We start from the raw sequence: 24,324 nt of genomic DNA on the forward strand, positions 1-24,324 counted from the left end.
GGAAAATTAGACGCTGGCCACGGCCGCTGCCAAGGCGCGCCCGAAAATCTCGGCCACCTGGTCGACTTCGCCAGCGGTGATCACCAGCGGCGGCAAAAAGCGCACCACACTGCCATGGCGCCCGCCCAGTTCCAGGATCAGCCCGCGCTTGAGGCATTCGCGCTGCACCAGCGGTGCCAACTGGCGATGCACCGGTGGGTGGCCCTGACTGTCAGGCGTGCCCGTCGGGTCTACCAGCTCCACCCCCAGCATCAGCCCACGCCCACGGATATCCCCCAGGTGCGGGAAGTCGCGCTGCAGGAGGCGCAGGTGTTCACCGAGGCGCTCGCCCATGGCCGCCGCATGGCCTGCCAGGTCGTGATCCTTGAGGTAGCGCATCACCGCCGAGCCCGCCGCCATCGCCATTTGATTGCCGCGGAAGGTCCCGGCATGGGCACCCGGCAGCCAGGTGTCGAGCCAGTCGCGGTACACCACCACCGCCAGTGGCAGGCTGCCGCCAATGGCTTTGGACATGACCACCACATCCGGGATGATGCCAGCGTGTTCGAAGGCAAACATTTTGCCGGTACGCCCAAAGCCACTCTGGATTTCATCAACGATCAACGCCACCCCCGCTTGCGCGGTGATACGGCGCAGGCCACGCAGCCAGTCGAGGTCCGCCGGGATCACACCGCCCTCACCCTGGACCACTTCGACAATCACCGCCGCCGGCAGCAACACGCCGGCTTCCGGATCGTTGAGCAGGTTTTCCAGATAATGCAGGTTGACCCGCACACCCTCAGCGCCACCCAGGCCGAACGGGCAACGGTAGTCATACGGGAAGGGCAGGAATTGCACGCCATTGCCGAGCAAGGCGCCCAAGGGCTTCTTCGGCCCCAGGCTGCCCATCAAACTCAGCGCGCCCTGGCTCATGCCGTGATAGCCGCCCTGGAACGACAGCACAGTGCTGCGCCCGGTGGCGGTGCGCACCAGCTTCAACGCGGCTTCCACCGCATCGGTGCCGGTGGGGCCGCAGAACTGGATTTTGGCTTCCCGCGCCAGCTCCGAAGGCAGCAAACCGAACAGGTCCTGCACGAATTGATCCTTGACCGGCGTAGTCAGGTCCAGGGTGTGCAGGGGCAGTTCGTCGCTCAACACTTGCTGGATGGCCTGGATCACCACCGGGTGGTTATGCCCCAGCGCCAGGGTGCCGGCACCGGCCAGGCAATCGATGAACCGGCGCCCCTCAACGTCTTCCACATAAATGCCCTTGGCGCGCTTGAGCGCCAGGGGAATGCGCCGTGGGTAACTGCGGGCGTTGGATTCCTGCTGGCGCTGACGGGCCAGCAGCGGGCTTTCGTCAAACTGATAGAGCGTTTCCGCGGCCTGCACCGGGGCGTCTTCGATACGGCTGGTAGCGACTGACATCTCTGGATCCCTCAATACGCTGATGATCGTGACCAAACTGCCGATCCGTTGGCGTCTGGCCCAAGGGCATGCGCACGGATTTCCTGTTGTGGAGACGCTTCAGATGCATGGGGATTTAGGAGGTTGGTCGGATATTTACCGACTGTGCAGTTCGCCGCAGCCACCGGTAACCACGATGCGAAGCGAGCCGCTCTTGATCTGCTTTTGATCTCAGGCGCCCCGTTAAACCACGCTGGCCGGAATTCGACAGGGATTTGGGGGGTAAACCGGCAGGGATGCCGGTTTAGCCGCCCCGCGCCATGGATGGCGCGTGGCGGCGGCCCCCCAAATCACTGGCGGATTACGGGCACACCGAGCCTAAGCGAGGTGCCGAGTGGTGGGGCAAGAGCGCTTTGCTTACTTTCGCGCTTTTCGAAAGTGAGCCGCCGTCAGGGCGGAACCCTAGGTGGCCGTTACCTAAATAACGGATATGTACCCGGTCCAACTGTGTTGACTGCCAGGCCGCCTTCGCGAGCAAGCCCGCTCCCACAGTTTGATTGCGGGGTGTCAGAGAGATAGGCGTCGGCTGGCAGGCCGTCATCGCAGGCAAGCCAGCTCCCACAGTTTGATCGACGTCGGCTGTCAGGCCGTCACGGGGGCAAGCCCTCTCCCACATGGGGACCCACATTTGAACAGTGCTCGGCATCAAATCCCACGGTACTTTTCGTTCAGTGCATACAAGATCGCGCAAGTCTCTGCATCCAGGAACCCACAATAATCCCGTGGCCGAAAGTGCATCTGGAACGCTCGGGTGCGCTGCTCAAAGGCCCGGCGATTCTGCGCGGGCTTGTAGCCATACCGCTGAAACGCCCGCTCCACTTCCACTTCCGGCGGCAAGCCGAGACAAAAGCGGCGCTGGTACATCGCCCGGGTCGACTCATCAAACCAGGCCCCGATGCCGGCTTCATGCAGCACCCGCCACGGCAGCCGAGGCCCTGGGTCGCTCTTGCGCCAGTAGGCCACGTCCGAATGCCCGAGCCAGTCAGTAGGGCCGACCTGCGGATAGCGTTCCAGCAGGTCGCGAAGCAATTCAATCAATACATCAACCTGCGCCGGTGCATATTCAGGAAAGGTAAAGACGCCCGCGTCATCGCGCGCCAGGTTGACGATTTCAATGCCCATCGAGCGGCTGTTGAGGTCGGCCTTCCCCGCCCAATAGCTCACGCCTGCATGCCAGGCGCGCTGACCCTCGTCCACCAGGCGAAACACCCGCAGCTCTTCATAACCGGCAGCGCGGTAGCTGGATTCATCGGGGTCGGGCAACAGATAGTGGGCGCTGACGCCATCTTGGGTGAGGGTGCGTAGTGAGCAAGCAAAGGGCGAAGCGGTGTAGTGCACAACCACCTGTTGCACGGTTTCGCCGCGGCGGTCGTTGAAATCCCTGGCGGGGAAACTGGTGTCGATCACCAACATAAGAACGGTCCTTTTCAATTCAGGCCGACTCATTCGGCCCGTTCAAGCGCAAAAAAATTACCGCCATCCTGAAGGCTTGAGCTTCAGGCGGGCGGTAATTATTTGCCACGTGAAAAGTCAGTTCAGCGCCGCAATGGCATACCCAGGTCGACCCGCATGCCGTCGGGCTGGCTGTCAAAATGCAACGAGCAGGAGCAGCGCTGCACGATCGCCTGGACAATCGCCAAGCCCAAGCCACAGCCTTCGCTGCTGCCATTGCGCCAGAAACGTTGGGTGAGGTATTGCAGGTCTTCGCTGGAGATCTGCTGGCCATGGTCACGCACGCGGAACACCACGTTATCCGGGGTAGAAAACACCTGCAGTTCCACGCGGGTATCGACCGGGGTATGGCGCAAGGCGTTGTCCAGCAGGTTACGCAAGGCCGCGACGGCCAGGCCCACGGGCATTGCCACTGGAACAGGGGAAAGATCCGGCGCCAGGATCAGATCGATGCGTGAATTGTCACCGGCGTTGGCATCCTGGATCGCCAACCTGGCGACTTCCTCTGCACTCGATTGCAGGCCATCATCAAACGACAGGCTGCCCTCCACCCGCGCCAGCAACAGCAGTTGCTCCAGGGTGCGATGCAAGCGGTCGGCGCCCTCCTCGGCGTGCGCCAGGGACTGGTCGCGGGCCGCCCCCTCGGTCATGCGTGCGACTTGCAGGTGGGTCTTGATCGCGGTCAACGGGCTGCGCAGTTCATGGGCGGCGTCACCGGTCAGGCGACGTTCGCGCTCGATGGTCTTGGCGATGCGTTGCAGCAGTTGGTTCTGGGTGTCGAGCAACGGTTTGAGTTCGCTGGGCAACGGGTGAATCTGCAAGGGTTCGAGGGAATCGGCACTGCGCCGCATCAGCGCGTCACGCATACGGTTGAGCGGCACCAGGCTCTGGCCGATGCCCAGCCACAGCAGGCACAGGCAGCCCAGCAACGCCACGCCGACCGGCACCGACGCCGCCAGCAGGATCGACAGGTTCAGGGCCTCGCGCTCCACCTGGCGGTCGGCGGTGGTGATCAGCAAGTCGCCACGGGACAGGGTAAAACTGCGCCAGCCCACGCCGTCGATGATCTGGTCGCGAAAACCGCTGCGGCGCGACTCCAGCCCTTCCTCAGGCGTAGTATGGCTGCGCGCCAGGATCTCGCCGCGCAAGGAACTGACCTGGCAGGCCATGCCGCCCGGCACATTCAACTGTTCAGTGCGCAAATGCGCGCCCCCGCTGACGCTGGCCAGGCCCGGCATCTGCTCGGTGAGCCCGGCCACCATGCGCGCCGAAGCCACCAGGCGCTGGTCGAGGGAAAACATCATCTGGTTGCGCAAATCGTTGAGCATCCAGGCAGCCGCCAGCACCCAGATCAGTACAAAAGCGGCGCCCAGCTTGAACGTCAGGCGCAGACGCAAGCTCATCACGGGGTGTTTTCTCCCCCATCAGCCGTGCCCAGGCGATAGCCCAGCCCCCTGACGGTTTCGACGATGCCGTTGCCCAACTTGCGCCGCAGGTGGTGGATATGCACGTTGAGCGCGTTGCTTTCCAGTTCGTCGCTGAAGCCGTAGACGCTGTCTTTGAGCTGTTCGCTGGACAGTACGCGGCCCTTGTTGTGCAACAGCGCCTGCAACAACGCCTGTTCGCGCCGGGACAGGTCCACCGGCTGGCCGCCGAGGAAGGTCTCGCGGCTGCTGGGGTCGTAGGCCAGGCGGCCATGTTCGATCAGGTTGACGCTGCGCCCCGCCACCCGGCGCAGCAGGGTTTGCAGGCGCGCGGCGAGTTCGCGCAGGTCGAAGGGCTTGAGCAGGTAGTCGTCGGCGCCAGCTTGCAGGCCATCGACGCGGTTGGTCACCGAGTCCCGCGCGGTGAGGATCAGCACCGGAATCTCCAACCCCTGGCTGCGCTGTTGTTGCAGCAGCTTGAGGCCGTCTTCGTCGGGCAAGCCAAGGTCGAGCACCATGATGTCGAAGGCGGCGGCCTTGAGCATCGCCCGCGCAGCCGAGGCCGTGGCCACGCGTTCCACGGTAAAGCCCTGGGCGGTCAGGCCGGCCACAATGCCACTGGCGATCAGTTCGTCGTCTTCACAGACCAGTACGTGCATGGTTAACCCTTCATGAATGATGGCGCGATTAGAAAAGTCACGGATTAAGCGCGCATTATGCCGTTAAAGTTCGCAACACCGGATAATCCCTACACTCTAGAATAGCGGCGGTTAATCATCGGTTAATCAACGCCACACATTGTGTGCCTCACTTGCATCGAACTAAGGCTTGACCATGCGGCATCTGTTTACCTTTCTGCTGGTGTTGTTCGCGGGATTCGCCCAGGCAGCGCCGGGCAGCCCCTTCGAAACCAAACCCGACTTCCTCCCGGTGGGCAAAGCCTTCGCCTTTACCTCCGAACGTCTTGAAAGCGGCGAAACCCAGCTGTTCTGGCAGATTGCCGACGGTTACTACCTGTACCAGCAGCGCATGAAGTTCGACGGCCTGGCCGAAAAGCCCGTGCTGCCCGAGGGTGAAGCCCATAGCGACGAGTTCTTTGGCGAGCAGCAAGTGTATCGCCAGGGCCTGGAAGTGAAGATCCCCGCTGGCACCACCGGCCAGGTCAAGCTCGGCTGGCAGGGCTGCGCCGATGCGGGCCTGTGCTATCCGCCGCAGTCGATCACCGTGGACCTGGGCGGCAACCCGGCCGTCGCCGCCACCGCGCAGGCCCAGGATCAAAGCCTGGCCAGCGGCCTGCAGCAGCGCAGCCTGGGGTGGAGCCTGCTGGTGTTCTTCGGCCTGGGCCTGCTGTTGGCGTTTGCGCCTTGCTCGTTGCCGATGCTGCCGATCCTCGCCGGCCTGGTGGTGGGCAGTGGCGCCAGCCCGCGCCGTGGCTTTGCCCTGGCCGGCAGCTACGTGGTGTGCATGGCGCTGGTGTATGCCGCCCTGGGGGTGATGGCCGCGTTGCTCGGCGCCAACCTCGCCGCGCTTTTGCAAACGCCGTGGATCCTCGGCAGCTTTGCAGCGTTGTTCGTGCTGCTCGCCCTGCCGATGTTCGGCTTCTTTGAATTGCAACTGCCCGCCTTCCTGCGCGACCGCCTCGATAACGTCAGCCGCCAGCAAAGCGGTGGCAGCCTGGTGGGTGCCGGTGTGCTCGGCGCGTTGTCCGGCCTGCTGGTGGGCCCATGCATGACCGCGCCCCTGGCTGGCGCCCTGCTGTACATCGCCCAGAGCGGCAACGCGCTGCACGGTGGCCTGATCCTGTTTGCCATGGGCATCGGTATCGGCATTCCGCTGTTGCTGCTGGTGACCGTGGGCAATCGCTTCCTGCCCAAGCCGGGCACCTGGATGAATGTGCTCAAGGGCGTCTTCGGTTTCCTGTTCCTGGGCACCGCCGTGCTGATGATTCGCCCGGTGGTCGGCGACAGCCTGTGGATCGGCCTGTGGGGCGCCTTGGCGCTGGTAATGGCGTACTGTGGCTGGGCACTGGCCCGTGAGTCCGGCCTGGCGGCCAAGGTATTCGGCGCCGGTTCCCTGGTGCTGGGCCTGTGGGGCGCGGTGCTGGTGGTGGGTGCGGCCGGTGGCAGCGATGAGCTGTGGCAACCGTTGAAGGTCTACAGCGGCTCGCGGCTCGCCGCTGCACCCAGCGCTCACGATGCCTTCACCACGGTCAGCGACCCGGCTGTATTGCAAAGCCAACTCGACAGCGCCAAGGCCCAGGGCCAGTGGGTGCTGTTGGACTATTACGCCGACTGGTGCGTGTCGTGCAAGATCATGGAGAAACAGGTGTTCGGCAAACCCGAGGTGATGGACGCGCTCAAAGACGTGCGCCTGTTACGCCTGGACGTCACCGCTGACAACGCCGCCAGCCGCGAGCTGCTGGGCCGCTACAAAGTGCCAGGGCCACCGAGCTTCGTGTGGATCGGCCCGGACGGTGAAGAACGCCGCGCCCAACGCATCACCGGCGAAGTAGATGCCGCCGCCTTCCTGCAACGCTGGACCCAGACGCGGGACGCTCTCTGATGCTGACCCTCACCATCGGCACCTTCGCCATCGCCCTGAATCACCTGCTGCTGATCAGCGCGCTGATTCTCGCCACCCTGGTGGGCTGGCGCGTGGCCAAGCGCGGCGGCGAAAACCCGGAGTCGGTGCTGTTCAGCCTGTTCCTGCTGGGCCTGCTCGCCGCCCGGGTCAGCTTTGTGCTGATGTACTGGAGTTATTACAGCAACGACTGGGTGGAGATGGTCGACCTGCGTGACGGCGGCTTTCTCGCCTGGCCCGGGATCATCGCGCTGATCCTTGGCACGCTGGCGTACGGCTGGCGTCGCCCAGCCCTGCGCAAGCCCCTCAGCGCCGGGGTGATCACCGGCCTGTTGTTCTGGGGCATGACCAGCCTGTCCCTGAGCCTGTATGAAAAAGGCACGCGCCTGCCGGACATCACCCTGCGCAACGCCAATGGCGAGGTGGTGCAACTGGCGGACTATCAGGGCGGCCCGCTGGTGATCAATCTGTGGGCCACCTGGTGCCCGCCGTGCCGACGCGAAATGCCGGTGCTGGAAAACGCCCAGCGCATGCGCCCCGACGTGACCTTCCTGTTCGTCAACCAGGCCGAAAGCATGCAAAGCGTCAGCACCTACCTGGCCACCCAGGGCCTGAACCTGGACAACGTGCTGTTCGACGCCAGCGGCCGCCTTGGCCAGGCCGTGGGTTCCATGGCGCTGCCGACTACGCTGTTCTACCAAGCCGATGGGCGCCTGATCAACAGCCACCTGGGCGAACTCTCCGAAGCCAGCCTGGCCCGCGCCATGGAACCCTTCGACAACGCCACGATAAGGAAACCGACATGCCTCGCCTCCGCCACCTGCTGACCCTGCTGCCTTTGACGCTAGCCGCTGCGCTGGCCCAGGCCGAAGACCTGCCGGCCCCGATCAAACAGATCGAAGCCAAGGGCGCCAAGATCATCGGCAAATTCGATGCCCCCAGCGGCCTCACCGGCTACGCCGCCCAGTACCAGAACCGTGGCATGGCCCTGTACTTGACCGCCGACGGCAAAAACGTCATCGCCGGCAACCTGTACGACGCCCAGGGCAATGACCTGAGCACCGCGCCCCTGGAAAAACTGGTGTATGCGCCGATGGCCAAGGAAGTCTGGGCCAAGATGGAAAACAGCAGCTGGATCCAGGACGGCGATAAAAACGCCCCGCGCACCGTCTACCTGTTCAGCGACCCCAACTGCCCGTACTGCAACATGTTCTGGGAACAGGCCCGCCCGTGGGTCAAGGCCGGCAAGGTGCAGTTGCGCCACATCATGGTCGGCATCATTCGCGAAGACAGCCCCGGAAAATCCGCCGCCCTGCTCGCCGCCAAAGACCCGCAAAAAGCCCTGCAAGAGCACGAAGCGGCCGGCAAAGGCAGCAAGCTCAAGGCCTTGGAGAAGATCCCGGCGGAGGTTGAGGCCAAGCTTGATGCCAATATGAAGCTGATGGATGAACTGGAGTTATCGGCGACGCCGGCGATTTTCTATCTGGATGACAAGGGGGGGTTGCAGCAGCAGCAAGGGGCGCCTTCGCCGGATAAGTTGGTGAAGATTTTGGGCAGTCAGTAGACGCAAAACGCTCCCGCCAATGTGGCGGGAGCATTTTCGATCAGGCTTTCATCAAGGCTATACGTCCTCGATCAAACAATCCGTCATCGCGAAGTCGTTGCCGCTGGCTCCCGAACCGACGTTAGATACAATTTGCATCTGCATCGAGGAGCGGGAAGCGACGAAAACCAACGCTATTTCTCTCCATGCCATGGCTGTGAACGTTGTTACCGCGCTAACGTTACCTGCATCAGTACGCAGATATAACTGTGGTAACGGGGCGGCCCCATTATAGGTGCAGCCGAGCATACTGAAGCGATAGCTACGGCCCACCTCCAGCCCAGTCAGATTTTTGTACAGAATGACGCCAGCGGTGCCCGAGGAAGCCGTGCCGTTGGCTATGCAAGGCTTGCCAAAGAACGTGGCGCTTCTGTTTTCGCCTTGAGATGCCGCTCCGTCTAGCCAACCGTTTCGATTGCCGCCTGCAAACGATGTGAAATCTCTGTACTGATAGCGGGCAATCAGCCTTAACGATGGAAACTTGACCTCAACACCTTGATCGGAACGAGGGTTGGGCCTGGCAAAAAATGTAAACGTCAGCGCAGAGTTATTCTTCAAAACCGCCAAGTCAGATCGCCTGACGATATCTGATAATCCTACGCTGGTATCTGTCACTGGTTTTTTCAGATATACATCAAACACATATGGACTGCCGTTTTGCCGCGTTCCTTCTGCGTGCATCCTGCCTTTTTGCTGCAGCAGGATAAACCACCATTTCTCTATGTCGATATCGGCGTTACCGGCAAAGGTACTTAGATTCAAGACACCGTCCTGAGTAGCGACGGGTGTTGCCTGGCGCACCACAGGCGTCGGTAAACGGTGAGGCACCAGCACCTTCAGGGGCAGGCTCTCGGACGTCGTAGTCCCACAGGAGGTGGTCACTGAGTACCTGATTTCCACCATGGTACCGATGGCGGCAATCACCGCGTCTACCGGTATATGGAAGCTTACGGTACCTGTTGCGTTACCATTTTGAGGGGCCACCGGCCAATAATTGCCTTCATCGTCCTTCCAGCAGAGTTTGATGGTTTGCCTGCCACTCATACGCTGGTAACTCACTACCACATCAACGCCATCCTGGGCGTTCCACGGCTCCAACTCGTCGCCCTCAGCCTTGTCCACTTCAGGTGCGGGCAACACTAGGTATTCCTGGATGACATGGAAACTCGCCGGCGGAGCCTCAATGGCTTCTAATCGATCGGAACCCTCGCAGAACGACACGGCAAAGCACAACGTAAAGTCGCTGCAATCGGCCAGTTGCTGCAGCTTATGCCTGGAGACCGATACTTCTACCCCTTTATGCCATTCTTCAGTGACGGGGGCCCCGGACAAAATATCGAAACGGTAGTCACTCCCGTCCTCATGTTTGCCCGTGACCCACATCCAGCAATATGCGGAGCAGGTGGCATAGTCCCCTAAATAAACAAACGCCGATGCGTCCTCATCGAAAATATTGAGGTTGACCTTACCGTGAGTTGCCTCTGCAATCTCCGCCTTAAAAAGTCTAGGCATCAATACATTGACCACTCGCTCCGGCGATTGTGGTTCTGGCCCCATCAGGTTAGGAAATTGAACGGTATAGCTCAGCGTCATCGGCTTATTAAAGAAACAAGCAATCACACAGCGCGGTAACTTGACGGACGCCGGGTCCCCATCGTTTTTAATCTCCACACAACCCAGTAACTTCGATCCATAGCCGGGCCCGCTGACATAGAAGCAGACCTGATCACCTGCATAAGTGTCCAGCTGCGGCGCGTCCACATCGCCCCCGTTTTTGGTGAGTTCCGGGTTAAGGCACCACTTATCATCGAAAAACGCAGACTGCCGCAAATGGGGCGGCTGCAAATTCTCCAGGCCTTGATCCCCAATGAAAGCAGCGGTACGACGATGTTGGATTTGAAGAGCGTTCCTGGGAAGCCGGGTCTCTTCATCAGGATTTTCAACTTCAGCCGGCGGTTGGGGCTCCTCGCCACTGGTGATCCAGGCAGCCTGACAAGTAATTGATTCGTAACGTGGCTTCTGACGTGCCAGCCAACCACGAGGAATCGGAAATTCAAGTTTTTTGCCTGATACTATATTTTCGAGCGTTAATGCATACCCGTAAGCCACGATATAGAAAACGGGTTTTCCACTGAATTGCTCAATAACGACACTGCAATAAATTTTATCTCCAACCTGGGCGAGTGGAGGAATAGGTATTTCAACTATCTCATCGCCTTGGTGATCGTGCATGTCATAGGTTGGCGTATTTTGGAATACCTTTTCATCTCTTAATCGAGGTGCTAGCGCTTTACTTTGTTCTGCCGAGTAAAAAGTCACCCCCACTTCCTTGGTCAGTGAAACAGCTGGTTTACCGCTCACTGTGCCCTCGTACCATACGACCAGCGTGTACCCCATGGACATGGTCAGGTATTTCTGCGGAATCAGGATTTCCCTGGCACCCGGCTGCCCGCTTGAGTCAACAACATCATTCAAGCGGATCTCTGGCGCCTCCTTTATGCTGAACTTTATGGTGATGTCCAACCTGTCCATGCGCGAGTCGACAGTCAGGTATGAGTCCTTCTCCATCGCTTCTGCCGTAATCGTCCCGTACAGCTCACTGGAGATGATGGGCGCGTCGACTTCCAGCGCCTGCGGCTGTGGCGTAATTGAAGGCGTTGGCGCATTGTCGGTATTTGAGGGGGCTTCACGCGTGGAGGTTTGCTTGGCCATTTTCAGAACTCCGTGTTCAAGAGAGGTAGGTATCCTCGACCAGCCCAATCCGGCCAAGGCACTCCCTTAAGTGAGTCCTATTTTTTCGCCCCCGCCTACTGTCAGAATTGACAGTTCGCGCTGAAAAAACGGCGCTGCCCGACCAACGGACAGCGCCCTTTGCGCCTTAGAACCCCTCCAACTCAGCCATCAAATCACTCAACCGATCCACCTTCTCGGCACTGATCTCATTGGCCGCCAACCCGTCGATATACTCCGCCAGCTCCGCCACTGTGCTGCACTCGAACATCGCCCGCAGCGGCACGTCGCGCTGCAACGTCTTCTGCACCCGCGAAGCGATCTGCGTAGCCAGCAGCGAGTGCCCGCCCAGTTCGAAGAAGTTGTCCTGCACCCCGACCCTTTCAACCCTCAACACCTCGGCCCAAATTCCGGCCAGAGTGGTTTCCAGTTCATTGCGAGGCGCCACGTAGTCCTGGCTGTGCAACTGGCCGATCTCCAGCGCCGGCAGGGCCTTGCGGTCGAGTTTGCCGTTGGCATTCAGGGGCAGGCGTTCAAGCCAGAGCCAATGCAGCGGCACCATGTATTCGGGCAGTTCGGCACGCAGGCGTTGCTTGATGCGCTCCAGCTGTTCATTCGGTTCCAGCGTGGCATCGGCTGCCACCAGATAGCCGACCAGGTGCTTGCCGTTGGCCCCCTCTTGCACACCCACCGCCGCGTCACGCACATGGGGTTGTTCGTGCAGGCGCGCTTCGATTTCACCCAGTTCGATGCGGTAGCCGCGAATCTTCACCTGGTGGTCGATACGACCGACATACTCCAGCACGCCATCGCTGCGGCGCCGCGCCAGGTCGCCGGTACGGTAGAGTCGCTCGCCAGGCGCGCCGAAGGGGTTGGGCACAAACACCTGGGCGGTGCGCAGCGGATCGCTGACATAGCCGCGACCGACACCGGTGCCGGCGACACACAACTCACCGACCGCGCCTTGAGGCACCAACTCCAAGGCGCCATCGAGCAGGTACAAACGGTTATTGTCGGTCGGCGTACCAATTGGCAGGTAAGTGCCACGGGTCGAGGCCAGATCGACGCGGAAGAACGCCACATCATCGGAGCATTCCGCCGGCCCGTAGGCGTTCACCAGGCCAATCTGCGGGTAACGTTGCAGCCACTGATGGGCCAACTCCGGCGGCATGGCCTCCCCGGTCGGCAACATCCAGCGCAGGCCGTCGAGGCTGATGCGCTCCTGGGCCAGCATGCCCTGAATCAGCGATGGCACACTTTCCAGCACGGTGATGCCCTGTGCTTGAACGTGAGCTAGCAGCCCTTGCGGATCATGGGCGATGGCATTGGGCACGATGTCCACCCGTGCGCCAAACAGCGGCGCGGCGAGGAACTGCCAGACGGAAATATCGAAGCTTTGCGACGCGGTCTGGGCGATCACATCGGCATCGCTCAAGCTCAGGTACGGTACCTTGCTCAACTGGTTATTGAGCATGCCACGCTGTTCGACCATCACGCCCTTGGGCAAGCCGGTAGAACCCGAGGTGTAGATCACGTAGGCAAGGTTGTCCGGGCCGCTGTAGACACCGGGGTTTTCGCCACGGGCGGGGATTTCCTCCCACACCAGCAACTGGCAGTCGCAGCCTTCAAGCAGTTTGATGGCCTGTTCCCGGCACGCTTCGGTGCACACCAGCAACGGTGTGCAGCTCAAGTCGATGATGCGGCTCAGGCGCGGGCCGGGCAGCCCTGGGTCCAGCGGCAGGTAACCGGCACCGGCCTTGAAGCTGCCGATGATCATGCCGAGCAAGTCCAACCCACGTTCAGCCAGCAACGCCACCGGTTGGTCCAGGCCCACACCAGCCGCAATCAAGGCGTGGCCCAGGCCGTTACTGCGACGGTTCAATTCGTCGTAGCTCCATTGCTGGTCCAGGCAACTGGCGGCGATACGCTGCGGATGCTCTGCCACCTGGGCCTCGAACAGCTCGATGTAGCTCGTCTCCAGTGGGTAGGCCTGCTCACTCTGATTACAGCCCAGCACCAGGAATTCAAGCTCCTGCTCGCCAATCAATGGCAGCTCGGCCATGTCGCCATGGAAGCCCTGCACCAGCGCCAGCAACAGGCGTTTGAACTCAGCGAGCATGCCTTGCACGGTGCTTTCGTCGAAATAACGCTGGTCGTAGGACAGGTGCAAACCGAGGTCATCCCCCGGATAACACACCGCCGTCAGCGGGAAGTTGGTGTGGGTGCGGCCAGAATCCGAGGTGGCATTGAGGCTTTGCGCACGGTCCAGCACCGAGACTTCCACCGGCGCGTTCTCAAACACAAAGAGGCTGTCGAACAGCGGCTGGCCCTTGGGCAATTCGCTGTGTTCCTGAATCGTCACCAGTGGCAGGTATTCGTACTCGCGCAGTTGCATATTGCTGTCGAGCAAAGCGCTCAACCACTGGCGCACGCTGCACGTCTGGCCGTCCTCGGGCAGTTTTACCCGCAACGCGATGCTGTTGATAAACAGGCCGACGGTGCGTTGCATCTCAGGCATGTCCACAGGGCGCCCGGCCACGGTGACGCCGAACAGCACGTCGCGATCGCCACTTAAACGCCGCAGCACCAAGGCCCACGCGGCCTGGGCGAAAGTGTTGACGGTGAGTTGATGCGCCTGGGCCAGTTCACGCAGTTGCGCACCGTCGCGGGCATCCAGGCGGGTGTAGCAGTCGCCCACCACCATGCCGCCGCTGCCACCGGCGTGTTCGCGCAGGAACGGGCGGTCGCTCGGGATCGGTGTGGCGCGCTCGAAGCCTTGCAAGTTTTGCTGCCACCACTGGCGCGCTTCGTTGAGGTTCTGGCGTTGCAGCCAGGCAATGTAGTCGCGGTAGCGCGGCGGCGTCGCCAGTTGCGCGTCGTGGCCTTCGCCCAGGGCTGTGTAGATATCGAAGAAGTCATTCATCAGCAGCGAACGGCACCAGGCATCGATCAGGATGTGGTGGTTGCTCATCATGAACCAGTAGCGCGCCTCGCCCACGCGAATCAGGCGCAAGTGGAAAGGCGCCTGGTTGAGCAAGTCAAAACCGGCCTCGCGCTCGGCCTTGAGCAAGGCTTGCAGGCGCGGCTCCTGCTCATCCTGCGGGTCGGCGCTCCAGTCCAGGTATTCAATCGGCGTGCTGCCGGGCTTGTGGATCACTTGCAGCATGTCTTCGCCGACGTTCCAGCAGAACGAGGCGCGCAAGGCTTCGTGGCGGGCGATCACCGCTTGCCAGGCCTGGGCAAAACGCTCCGGGTCCAGGGCGCTGTTGATGCGGTAGCGGTCCTGCATGTAATACAGACCGGTGCCAGGCTCCAGCAAGGTGTGCAGCAGCAGGCCCTCCTGCATCGGGGTCAGCGGGTAGACGTCTTCGATGGCGCTGGCCGGGACCGGCAAGGCGTCCAGTTGCACCTGGGTCAGGTGCGCCAGGGGGAAGTCGGACGGCGTGAGGCCGCCGGCATCGGCCTGCAGGCAATGGGCGATCAGGCTGTGCAATTCGGCCAGGTAAGCCTCGGCCAGATCGCGAATCACCTGTTGATCATGACGCTCGCGGCTGAAGGTCCAGCGCAACACCAGCTCGCCGCCGTAGACCTGGCTGTCGATGCTCAGTTCATTGGGCAACGGCGCATCCGTGTCATGGGCCAGGCCGGCGGATTCCTCCAGTGGATGGAACAGCGCCTCAGTGCCAAAGCTCTGGTCGAACTGGCCCAGGTAGTTGAAGGTGATCTGCGCGCTCGGCAACGCGGCCATGCTCTGCTTGCACAGGTCATCGGCCAGGTAACGCAGCACGCCATAGCCCAAGCCTTTATGGGGCACACCACGCAGTTGTTCCTTGATCGCCTTGATCGAGTCGCTCTGCTCGGCTTGGGGTGTCAGGCGCAATGGATAGGCACTGGTGAACCAGCCCACGCTGCGGGTCAGGTCGATGTCATCGAACAAGGTTTCGCGGCCATGGCCTTCCAGCTGGATCAATGCCGAGGCCTGCCCGCTCCAGCGGCATAGCACGCGGGCCAGGGCGGTGAGCAACAGGTCGTTGACCTGGGTGCGATAGGCACTCGGCGCCTGTTGCAGCAACTGCCGGGTACGCTCGGCATCCAGGCGCACGCTGACCGTTTCGGCATCGCAGTTTCGCAATGTGCCTTGGGAGCGCTGAACCGGCAAGGCCACGGCCGGGCCAGCCAATTGCGCTTGCCACAGGCTCAGCTCTTCGCGCAGGGATTCACTGTGGGCATAGGCTTGCAAGCGCGCGGCCCAATCGCGCAGCGCGCTGGTTTTGGCCGGCAGGCTGACAGACTGGCCCGCACTGAGTTGGCGATAAACGTTTTGCAGGTCTTCCAGCAGGACGCGCCACGACACGCCGTCCACCACCAGGTGATGGATGGCGATCAGCAAGCGTTGCTGGCCTTGCGGCCCATCCACCAGCAAGGCGCGCAACAGCGGGCCCTGTGCCAGGTCGAGGCTGCGCTGGGTGTCGGTGAACAACGCGGTGCATGCCTGCATGTCGCGCACCTGCGCCTGCAGCAGCACGCCGCCTTCCGGCACGCCCAGGTGTTCGGCATGCCATTGCGCATCGCGCGGGGTAAAGCTCAAGCGCAGCGCGTCGTGGTGTTCCAGCACCGCCAGCAGCGCTTGTTCCAAGCGATGGGGGTCGAGCAGTTGCAGCGGCTTGAGCACCAATGCCTGGTTCCAATGCTGGCGCGCCGGGATGTCGGTGTCGAAGAACCAGTGCTGAATCGGCGTGAGGCCAGAGGGGCCGGTCAGCAGCCCCTGCTCGGCGATGACTCGCTCCGAGCGGGTCGCCACGGCAGCCAGGCTCTGTACCGTCTGGTGCTGGAACAGGTCACGGGGGCTGAAATGAATCCCGGCCTGGCGCGCACGGCTGACCACCTGGATCGACAGGATCGAGTCGCCGCCCAGCTCAAAGAAGTTATCGTCGAGGCCGACTTGCTCCACGTTCAGCACCGCGCACCAGATGGCGGCCAGGCTGTGTTCCAGCTCGCTGCGGGGCGCCACGTAGGCCTGGCGATTGGCCTCTGGGTCCGGCTCCGGCAAGGCGCGGCGGTCGAGCTTGCCGTTGGCGGTCAACGGCATGCTTTGCAGCACGATCAGATGCGCGGGCACCATGTAGTCCGGCAATTGCGCCTTGAGGTGTGCCCTCAACGCGTCGCGCAAGGCGACGTGCTCGGCATCGCTGACCAGGTACGCCACCAGCTGTTTGCCGCTCGGCGCATCCAGGGCCAGCACCACCGCTTCGCGCACGGCCTCGTGTTCGAGCAAGCGTGTTTCGATTTCGCCCAGTTCGATGCGAAAACCGCGGATCTTCACCTGATGGTCGATACGCCCCAGGTACTCCACCAGGCCATCGGCGCGTTGGCGTACCAGGTCGCCGGTGCGGTACAGGCGCCCGCCCTTTCCAGCAAACGGGTCTGCGACAAAACGCTCGGCCGTCATCCCCGGCCGCTGGTGATAACCCTGGGCCAGGCCGGTGCCACCGATGTACAGCTCACCGCTGGCGCCCTGGGGCACCAGCGCCAGGTCGGCGTCGAGAATGTAGGCCACGCGCTCACCGACGATGCTGCCAATCGGCACACTGCCGGCGCCCTCCTCCAACCGCTCGGGCGCCAGGCTGGCCAGGGGCATCACCACGGTTTCGGTGGGGCCGTAAGCGTTGAAGAACAGCTGGGGCGTGAACGCCGCACGGATGCGTTGCAGGTGTTCGCCGGTCAAGGCTTCGCCACCGGTGATGCACATACGCACCGGCAGCGTCTGTTGTTGGGTCGCCAGCCACTGCGCCAACTGGCTGCCGTAGCTGGGGGTGAAACCGAGCACATTGATGCGATGGGTACGGATCAGCGCGCAGATCTCTTCGGCATCCCACTGGCCCTGGGCGCGCAATACCACCCGCGCCCCGCACAGCAGCGGCACCAGCAAACGCTCGGTGGCGGCGTCAAAGTTGATCGAATAAAAGTGCAGCTCGCAGTCATCCGGGCGCATGTCAAAGCGCTCGATCACCGCTTGGCAATGCATGGCGATCTCACCGTGGGACACCACCACGCCTTTGGGCTTGCCCGTGGAGCCCGAGGTGTAGATGAGGTACGCCTGGTGTTGCGCCAGACTCACGAACGGCAGCGCCTCGGCGGGGTAATTGGCCAGCACCGGCGAGTCATCCTCCAGGCACCAGCACGCCACCGTCGCCGGCAATTCACCCAGGGCTTCGAACAGGGCCGCATCACTGAGCAGCAGGCCGATGCCACTGTCTTCGATCATGTAATGCAAGCGGTCCAGCGGGTATTCCGGGTCCAGCGGCACGTAGGCGCCGCCGGCCTTGAGGATCGCCAGCAAACCGATGACCATTTCCAGCGAACGCGGCAGTGCCAAACCCACGCGCACCTGCGGGCCCACGCCACGCTCGCGTAGCATCCAGGCCAGGCGGTTGGCGCGCTCATCCAGTTGCGCATAACTGAGGGTCACACCGGCAAAGGTCAGCGCCGGGGCATCCGGCCGCTGGCTCGCCTGTTGGCTGAACAGTTGATGGATGCACTGGTCGAGGCGATGCGCGCCCTTCTCCGCCCCCAGGCTGTCTTGCAAGGCGCGTTGCTCATCGGCGCTCAGCAACGGCAATTCGCTGAGGCGCTGGCCGGGATAGGCGATCAGCGCTTCGAGCAGGTTGCACCAATGCGCGGCCATGCGTGCAATGCGCGGCTCGTCGAACAGGTCGGTGCTGTAGGTCAGGCAGCAACCCAGGCGATGGTCGAGGTCGGTGACTTCCAGGTTGAGGTCGAACTTGGTCGCTCTCGCATCGTTGGCCAGGTACTCCACGGTCATGCCGGCCAGTTGGCGGCTTTGCTGGAATTCCCAGCGCTGCACGTTGCACATCACCTGGAACAACGGGTTGTACGCCGCGCTGCGCGGTGGTTGCAGAGCTTCCACCAGGTGGTCGAACGGCAGGTCCTGATGGGACTGACCCTCGATCACGGTGTGACGCACCTGCTCGAACAACTCGCTGACCTGCATCTGCCCAGTCAGCTGGCAACGCAGCACCTGGGTATTGAGGAACGCGCCAATCAAGCCTTCGCTTTCCGGACGGATACGGTTGGCCACGGGCGCGCCGATGCGCAGGTCGGTCTGGCCGCTGTAGCGGTAGAGCAACACCGCCAGGGTCGCGGTCATGGTCATGAACAGCGTGAGGCCGTGTTGCGCGTTGAAGGCACGCACGCGGGCGGCCAGCTCATCGCTCAAGTCAAAGCGGTACAGCTCGCCCCGGTGGCTTTGCACCGGTGGCCGTGGACGGTCGCCGGGCAGTTCCAGCAATGGGTGTTCGTTGCCCAGTTGGGCGGTCCAGTAGTCCAGCTGGCGCTGGCGCTCACCGGCTTCCATCCACTGGCGTTGCCACACGCTGTAGTCGAGGTACTGCACCGGCAACGCTGGCAGCGGCGAGTCGCGCTCGTCGATAAAGGCTTCATACAGGGCGCTGAGTTCACGGGCAAAGATGTCCATGGCCCAGCCTTCGGTGACGATATGGTGCAGGGTCAGCACCAGGTAATGTTCTTGCTCGCCGGCCTTGACCAGGCAAGCGCGCAACAGCGGCCCGGTTTCCAGGTTGAACGGCGTGTGCGCCTCGACATCGGCCAGTTGCTGCAAACGCTGCTGGCGCTGCGGCTCATCCAGTGCGCAGAAGTCCTGCCAGCCCATGCGCACAGTGGTTTGCGCCGAGACCTTCTGACAGGCCACACCGTCAACGCTTGGGAAGGTGGTGCGCAGGGTTTCATGACGCATGATCAAGGCTTGCAAGGCCGCCTCGAAACGCCCCACATCCAGTACACCGCGCAGGCGCGCCATGCCGCCGACGTTGTAGGCCGGGCTGTCCGGTTCCATCTGCCAGAGAAACCACATGCGCTGCTGGGAATAGGACAAGGGGACTGGCTGGCTGCGATCGACTTTGGCGATGGCAGTCTGTTGGTTGCGCTGGCCCGCCGCCTGGATCAGCCCGACCTGCTCGGCAAAATCGCCCAGCTCGCTGGCTTCGAACAGGGTGCGCAGCGGCAGTTCGACGTCACAAGCCTGGCGGGTGCGAGAGATGATTTGCGTGGCCAGCAACGAGTGCCCGCCCAGTGCGAAAAAGTCATCGCGCAGGCCGATGCGTGGCAGGCCCAGCACCTCGCGCCAGATCGCGGCGATTTGCAGCTGCAAGACTGTGTGCGGTTCGACGTGTTCGCGGGTTTGCCATACCGGCTCCGGCAAGGCGCGCCGGTCGAGCTTGCCGCTGGGGCTCAGGGGCATGGCGTCCAGGCGCATCAGCAGCGCGGGCACCATGTACTCCGGCAACTCGGCCGCCAGGGCGATTTTGACCGTTTGCTCATCCAGTTCGGCGTCGGCGGTGTAGTAGCCGATCAACTGGGCATCACGCACCAGCACCACGGCTTGGGCGATGCCTGCGAGGGCCAGCAGGCGCGCTTCGATTTCTTCCGGCTCCACCCGGAAACCCCGCAGTTTGACCTGCTGATCGAGGCGCCCGAGGTATTCGAGCACGCCATCGGCGTTCCAGCGCGCACGGTCACCGGTGCGATACAACCGAGTGCCCGCCGCGCCCAACGGGTCGGCGACAAAACGTTCGGCCGTCAGCCCGGCACGGCCCAGGTAACCCCGCGCCAGGCCGATGCCGCCGATGCACAGTTCGCCCGGCACACCGGCCGGCAGCGGGTTGAGCTGCTCGTCCAGCACGCGACAGATCACATTGCCCAAAGGCCGACCAATCGGCGAGCGCTCGCCATCCGAGGCAGCGCACTGCCAATGGGTGACGTTGATCGCGGTTTCGGTCGGGCCATAGCGGTTGTGCAATTGCACCGCTGGCAAGCGTGCCAATACGCGGTTACGCAATTCGGCAGGCAAGGCTTCGCCACCGGAGAACAGGCGACGCAGGCTGGTGCATTCGGCCACCAGCGGCTCGTCGATAAACAGCTGCAACAGCGGCGGCACGAAGTGCAGCGTGGTCACCCCATGTTCCTGCACAAGCTGCGCGATACGGTGCGGGTCGCGATGTTCGCCCGGCCCGGCCAATACCAGGCGGCAGCCGGTAATCAATGGCCAGAAGCATTCCCACACCGACACGTCGAAACTGATCGGCGCCTTTTGCATCAGCACATCGGTGTCGTTCAACTGATAGGTGGCCTGCATCCACTGCAAACGCTCAGCCAGGGCGCCGTGGGTGTTGCCCACGCCTTTGGGTTGGCCGGTGGAACCGGAGGTGTAGATCACGTAGGCGAGGTTATCGCCGTGCAGGTGCAAGCCGGGCGCCTGGGTCGGCCAGCTGTCGAGGTGCAGGCTGTCCATGGCGATCACGCACACGCCTTCGGCACTGGGCAGTTGGGGGAGCAAGGCGGTCTGGGTGAGCAGCAGTTGCACGCCGCTGTCCTTGAGCATGTAGGCCAGGCGCTCGGCGGGGTAATCCGGGTCCAGCGGCACGTAGGCGCCACCAGCCTTGATGATGGCGAGCAGGCCGATCAGCAGTTGCGGCGAACGCTCGGCGGCGATGGCTACGCACACGTCCGGGCCGACGCCTTTGTCGCGCAGGTAATGGGCCAGGCGGTTGGCCTGGGTGTGCAGTTGGGCGAAGGTCAGGCTGCCGTCTTGCCAGACCAGCGCGGTGGCGTCCGACGTCTGTTGGCTGAGCAGCTCGGGCAACCAGTGCCGGGCCGGCGCGCAAGGGGCTTCGCTCCACGCCTGCTGTTCGTCGGTCTGCATCAACGGCAGGTCGCCGATGGCGTGTTGTGGGTGCGCACACACAGCGTGAAGTAGATGGATGAAGTGCTCGGCCAGGCGCTGGATGGTCGCGCAATCGAACAACTCGTCGGCGTAGTCGAACGACAGGCTCAAGCGCCCATTGCGATCTTCTTCGCTGTGCAGTTGCAAGTCGAACTTGGCTTCGCGGCTGTGCCAGGGCAACTCATCGGCCAGCAAGCCCGGCAGGCGGCGCAAGGCACTGAGGTCACGTTGCTGGTGGTTGAACATGACCTGGAACAGGCCCTGTTCGCGGGCCTGGGGGAAGGCTTCCAGCAGTTGCTCAAAGGGCAGGTCCTGATGGGCCTGGGCAGCCAATGTGGTCTCGCGAGTGGCGGCCAACAGCTGATTGAACGGCAGGCGCCCGTCCAGCTCGGCGCGCAGCACCAAGGTGTTGATAAAGAAGCCGATCAGGCCCTGGGTTTCCTGGCGCGGACGGTTGGCATTGGGCACGCCGATACGGATATCGCGCTGGCCACTGTAGCGATAGAGCAAGGTCTGGAACGTCGCCAGCAGCAGCATGAACGGCGTCGAGTCATGGGCCTGGGCGGTCTGGCGTATCGCCGCACTGAGGCGCGCATCCAGGCGCACGCTATGGCGCGCGGCGCTGTGCCGATGCTGGGCGGCGCGCGGGTGATCGGTGGCCAGGTTCAGGGCCGGATGCTCGTCACCCAACTGCGCTTTCCAGTACGTCAGCTGTCGCTGGCCTTCGCCTTCGGCCAGCCATTGGCGCTGCCAGCTGCCGTAGTCGGCGTATTGCAAGGCCAACGGCGGCAGCTCCAGGGGTTGGCCCTGGGCGGCAGCGGCGTACAGGCGCGAGAACTCGTCGATCAGGATATTCAGCGACCAACCGTCGGCAATGATGTGGTGCAAGGTCACCAGCAATTGGTGCTCTTCATCGTCCAGGCGCACCAGGGTCACCCGCAGCAATGGGCCTTTTTCCAGGTCGAACGGGCTGCGCGCCAGGTCTTCGCGAACCTGTTGCGCACGGGCTTCGCGCTCGGCGTGGGGCAAGTCGCTAAGGTCGATGAGCGGCAGTTCGAAATCCGCCGAAGCCTCGACACGCTGGAACGCCTGGCCGTCGCGCTCGTAGAAGCGTGTGCGCAGGGCTTCGTGGCGCTTGATCAGTTGCTGGAAGCTGTGGCGCAGCGCGTCTTCATCCAGCTCGCCGCGCAGGTGCAAGGCGCCGGGAATGGTGTAGGCGCTGCTGTGAGGGTCCAATTGCCAGGTGATCCACAGGCGGTTCTGTGCCAGGGATTGGGGCAGGTCTTCTTGACGCGACAGCGCGTGGATTGCGCCTTGGGCCATGCCGCCGTCCTGTTGCAGGTGCGCCACAGCCGCAGCAAAGGCCGCAAGTGTCGGCGCTTCGAACAGCAGGCGCAGGTTCAACTCCAGCCCGAGGGTTGCGCGCAGGCGGGCGACCACTTGGGTCGCGGTGATGGAGTTGCCGCCCAGCAAGAAAAAGTGATCGTCGCCCGCCACATGAGCCAGTTGCAGTTGTTCGCACCAGATCGCCGCGATCTGCTGTTGCAGGTCCGATTCCAGCGCCACTTCGCTCGCCGGCCCCTGCTGCCCGGGGAACTGCGCGTAGCTGTCGAGGCTGCCATCGGCATGCCGAAGCGCACAGGCCGCACGCTGCACTTTGCCGCTGGAGGTTTTTGGCAACGCGCCGGGGTTGAGCAGCACCACCACGCTCGGGGCTTGCTGGCAGGCCTCGGCCACGGCTTGGCGGATCGCTTTGATCAGCGCTTCGGGCGGCAGGATTTTCTGCACGCTGCGGCTGATTTCCGCCGCGATGCCGATGCCTTCCAGGCCCTGGTCATTGACCGCAAACGCGGCGACCCGGCCCTTGCGCACCACTTCCACTTCGCGCTCGATGGTCTGTTCGATGTCCTGGGGGTAGAGGTTATGGCCGCGCACGATCAGCAGGTCTTTCAGGCGCCCGGTGATGTACACCTCGCCGTCGCGGATAAAGCCCAGGTCACCGGTGCGCAACCAGGTGCGGCCGGCGTGCTGGACGAAGGTCTTGGCGCTAGCTTCGGGGTTGCGCCAGTAGCCGTGGGCGATGCTCGGGCCCGTGGCCCAGAGTTCGCCGACGCACTGGTCGGGCAGCTCGGTGAGGGTGTGCGGGTCGGCGATCAGCACGGCGTGGTCCGGCTGGCTAGTGCCGCAACTCATGATCGCAGGGCCCTGCCCCGGTTCGGCACGGTTGGCGGCCAGCGCCTGCTCGTCCACGCGCAGGGCGGGAATGCCACGGCCACGACTGCCGCCGGCGACAAACAGGGTGGCTTCGGCGAGGCCGTAGGATGCGAAGAAATTATTCGGGGTGAAGCCACAGGCGGCGAATTTTTCCGCGAAGCGTTCCAGGGTGTCGAGGCGGATCGGTTCGGAGCCCGAATAAGCCACGCGCCAGCGGCTCAAGTCGAGGCGCTCCAGGGCCGACTCACTGACCCGTTCGCTGCACAGACGGTAGGCGAAATCCGGGCCACCGCTGATGGTGCCGCCGTATTCGCTGATCGCCTCCAGCCAGCGCAAGGGCCGGCCGAGGAAATAGGCCGGCGACATCAACACGCAGGGCACGCCGCTGAAGATCGGTTGCAGCAGGCCGCCGATCAGGCCCATGTCGTGGTACAGCGGCAGCCAGCTGACGATCACGTCGTCAGGGTTGAGGTCGATCCCAAAGCCGCGACGAATCAGCAGTTCGTTGGCTACCAGGTTGCCGTGACTGACTTGCACGCCCTTGGGCAACGCGGTGGAGCCGGAGGTGTATTGCAGGAAGGCGATGTCGTCGGCCTTGAGGTCGGGCTCAACCCATTGGTCGGCCTGCTGCGCCTCCAAGGTGTCGACGCTCAACACCGTGGGCGCATTTTCAATCTGCGCCAGGCCTTCGCTGAGGCTGGCAATGGTCAACAGCAGCCGCGGCTCGGCATCGCTGATGATCGACAGCAGACGCTCCTGGTGATGACGGCGCGTGGATTCGGGCGGATACGCCGGCACCGCGATCACCCCGGCGTACAGGCAACCAAAGAACGCCGCCACATAGTCCGGGCCACTCGGGAACAGCAACACCGCACGCTCGCCCAGGCCAGCGTTGGCTTGCAAGGCGGCGGCGATGGTACGGGCACGCTGGTCGAGGTCGCGATAACTGAGCACCACGCTGTGCTCGGCGCTCTCGGCGAGGAAGCGCAACGCCACCTGGTCCGGCGTCTGCGCAGCACGCTGTTGAAGGGACTGGACCAGGGTGCGGGGGAGTTCGAAGGCGTCCATCATGGGGTTCCTGCCTGAAATCGGCTTACGGGAAATTCGGGAAACGG

Annotated in this window: 9 protein-coding genes; 3 read left to right on the top strand and 6 right to left on the bottom strand. The window is 62.9% G+C overall.

Annotated features, from left to right (window positions below):
• Positions 1–6: 6 nt before the first annotated feature.
• From N2A98_RS18320 to N2A98_RS18335, 4 genes are all read right to left on the bottom strand, one after another.
• On the bottom strand, positions 7–1,407 hold the full coding sequence (locus tag N2A98_RS18320) for an aspartate aminotransferase family protein (protein ID WP_032895994.1): 1,401 nt from the start codon (positions 1,405–1,407) through the stop codon (positions 7–9).
• Positions 1,408–2,091: 684 nt separating this feature from the next.
• A complete protein-coding gene (locus N2A98_RS18325; protein WP_044274926.1) occupies positions 2,092–2,859 on the bottom strand; it encodes an N-acetylmuramoyl-L-alanine amidase in 768 nt (255 codons plus the stop codon).
• Between the two features lie 122 nt (positions 2,860–2,981).
• A complete protein-coding gene (locus N2A98_RS18330) occupies positions 2,982–4,301 on the bottom strand; it encodes an ATP-binding protein (protein WP_275622471.1) in 1,320 nt (439 codons plus the stop codon).
• On the bottom strand, positions 4,301–4,981 hold the full coding sequence (locus N2A98_RS18335) for a response regulator (RefSeq protein ID WP_032895992.1): 681 nt from the start codon (positions 4,979–4,981) through the stop codon (positions 4,301–4,303). The genes N2A98_RS18330 and N2A98_RS18335 overlap by 1 nt, the downstream gene beginning before the upstream one ends.
• A gap of 175 nt (positions 4,982–5,156) precedes the next feature.
• On the opposite strand from N2A98_RS18335, the gene dsbD reads away from it, so the two are divergent.
• The 3 genes from dsbD to dsbG are packed head-to-tail and all read left to right on the top strand — an operon-like array spanning position 5,157 to position 8,466.
• The gene (gene dsbD / locus N2A98_RS18340) at positions 5,157–6,884 is read left to right on the top strand and encodes a protein-disulfide reductase DsbD (protein WP_044274927.1); all 1,728 of its coding nucleotides are present in this window, start codon (positions 5,157–5,159) and stop codon (positions 6,882–6,884) included.
• The gene (locus tag N2A98_RS18345) at positions 6,884–7,729 is read left to right on the top strand and encodes a TlpA disulfide reductase family protein (protein ID WP_044274928.1); all 846 of its coding nucleotides are present in this window, start codon (positions 6,884–6,886) and stop codon (positions 7,727–7,729) included. Before dsbD ends, N2A98_RS18345 begins: the two co-directional genes overlap by 1 nt.
• Entirely contained in the window at positions 7,705–8,466 is a 762-nt protein-coding gene (gene dsbG / locus N2A98_RS18350; RefSeq protein ID WP_078803553.1) for a thiol:disulfide interchange protein DsbG, read from the top strand. The genes N2A98_RS18345 and dsbG overlap by 25 nt, the downstream gene beginning before the upstream one ends.
• A 57-nt stretch (positions 8,467–8,523) precedes the next feature.
• On the opposite strand, the gene N2A98_RS18355 is transcribed toward dsbG, so the two are convergent.
• Positions 8,524–11,217, bottom strand: a complete 2,694-nt coding sequence (locus N2A98_RS18355) for a hypothetical protein (protein ID WP_275622472.1) — start codon at positions 11,215–11,217, stop codon at positions 8,524–8,526.
• A 166-nt stretch (positions 11,218–11,383) separates the two neighbouring features.
• Positions 11,384–24,280, bottom strand: a complete 12,897-nt coding sequence (locus N2A98_RS18360) for a non-ribosomal peptide synthetase (protein ID WP_275622473.1) — start codon at positions 24,278–24,280, stop codon at positions 11,384–11,386.
• Positions 24,281–24,324 lie beyond the last annotated feature (44 nt).

Source organism: Pseudomonas sp. FJ2-5-13 (assembly GCF_029201605.1).
Taxonomy (GTDB): domain Bacteria; phylum Pseudomonadota; class Gammaproteobacteria; order Pseudomonadales; family Pseudomonadaceae; genus Aquipseudomonas; species Aquipseudomonas lactis.